Annotated in this window: 2 protein-coding genes; both read right to left on the reverse strand. The window is 34.4% G+C overall.

The window, feature by feature from the left end; all coding sequences use genetic code 11:
- Positions 1 to 135: 135 nt before the first annotated feature.
- Positions 136 to 435 carry a type II toxin-antitoxin system RelE/ParE family toxin gene (locus tag AC1EU5_RS15990; protein ID WP_480193421.1) on the reverse strand — a complete coding sequence of 100 codons (300 nt, stop codon included), beginning with the start codon at positions 433 to 435 and terminating at the stop codon, positions 136 to 138.
- Positions 428 to 679, reverse strand: a complete 252-nt coding sequence (locus AC1EU5_RS15995; RefSeq protein ID WP_480193422.1) for a type II toxin-antitoxin system ParD family antitoxin — start codon at positions 677 to 679, stop codon at positions 428 to 430. Before AC1EU5_RS15995 ends, AC1EU5_RS15990 begins: the two co-directional genes overlap by 8 nt.
- Positions 680 to 818: the final 139 nt, after the last annotated feature.

Below are 818 nucleotides of genomic sequence, written 5' to 3' on the forward strand. Positions count from 1 at the left end.
TGTTTGTGTATGATTAGTTGCGCTTAGCAACTAAGATAGCAAAAGGGGACGAATCTGAGGGAAATTTTGAGATTTTCTCGACGGGAACTGACTAAACTCTAGCAATTAACTATACACGTTGTTGTGGGTAGTTTTTTATTCTTCAATTCTGCTTTTCAAGTCCATTCTTTCATGTAGAATTCTTGTAATTTCAATATAGTTGGAATTTACTAGTCTATAGAAAACAATATGTTTATTTACTTTAAATCCGAATAGAGAGGTGGTAATTCCGTCATAATTTTTTCCAGAATTCGGACTTTCAGAGATATCTTGGCAGGACTCCATTAGTTCCTGATAATATTTATCTGCTTGTTTTTCCGACCATTTTTCCAATGTATATTCCCAAATTCCGTTTAAGTCCGATACGGCTTTATTGGTCAGTTTGAATTTAGCCATTGGCTCGCTTTCCTGCTTTTAATTCCTCGAGGTTTTTTTCCCAGTCAAAGTCATGTGCTATTCCACTATCAATTCCTTCTTGGATAGCATTCTTTAATGCAATGACTTTACTTTCTTCGTTTTCCAAGAGGCGAAGTCCGGCACGGATAACTTCACTGACGTTTTTATATCGACCTGCTGAAACTTGAGATTTAATAAATTGGTCAAAATAATTCCCTAGTGATATGGATGTATTTTTACTCATTTTTCTATTCTTTCTTCAAAAATACCAAAAATTGGTAAATTAACCAAATTACCCACAACAACAATTAACCTTGCTTAAAAGTATTCCAGGTATGGGTGTAAAGACAGCTGTGTTATTAATTGTACTAACCAATGGATTC

It is taken from the genome of Maritimimonas sp. 2405UD52-3, assembly GCF_056591715.1.